At 65.9% G+C, this 566-nt stretch carries 1 protein-coding gene; it reads right to left on the bottom strand.

The annotated features are described in order from the left end of the window. Nucleotides 1–52 precede the first annotated feature (52 nt). Nucleotides 53–566, bottom strand: a 514-nt coding sequence (gene istB, locus ACFP3V_RS31275) for an IS21-like element helper ATPase IstB (protein ID WP_380591051.1), incomplete at its 5' end; no start/stop codon positions are given.

The raw sequence follows: 566 nt of genomic DNA, 5'->3' as shown, positions 1-566 counted from the left end.
TGTCGGGGTACTCGGTGAAGTGCTCAGGTGCGTACGCTGATTCGTGCTCAGCTCAGGCGACGTCGGTGGAACCCTCGATCGCGGTGAGCCGGTTCTTGAGGCGGTAACTGGGGCCGTTGATCGCCACGACCTGGCAGTGATGGAGGAGCCGGTCCAGGATCGCGGTGGCCAGGACCTCATCCCCGAACACCTGCCCCCATTCTCCGAAGGTCTTGTTCGAGGTCAGGATGATGGAGCCCTTCTCGTAGCGCTTGGAGACTACTTGGAAGACCAGGTTCGCTTCGGCCCGTTCGAGGGGCTGATAGCCGACCTCATCGACTACCAGGACGTGGGGCCGCAGATAGTGCATGAGCTTCCGGCCCAGGCGGCCGATCTCGTCCGCGGCTCGCAGGTTGCGGACCATGTCGTCCAGGGTGGTGAAGTAGACCGAGAAGCCGGCCCGGCAGGCCGCAACCGCCAGGGCGACGGCGATATGGGTCTTGCCCACCCCCGGCGGGCCCAGCAGGGCCGCGTTGGCCTTGGCCTCGACGAATGACAGGGAGGCCAGGTCGCGGACCTTGCGGGGG

Origin of the sequence: Streptacidiphilus monticola (genome assembly GCF_042658505.1) — a bacterium.
GTDB lineage: Bacteria > Actinomycetota > Actinomycetes > Streptomycetales > Streptomycetaceae > Streptacidiphilus > Streptacidiphilus monticola.
Note: the sequence above shows the minus strand (reverse complement) of the source record. Positions and strands in the feature narration are given on the sequence as shown.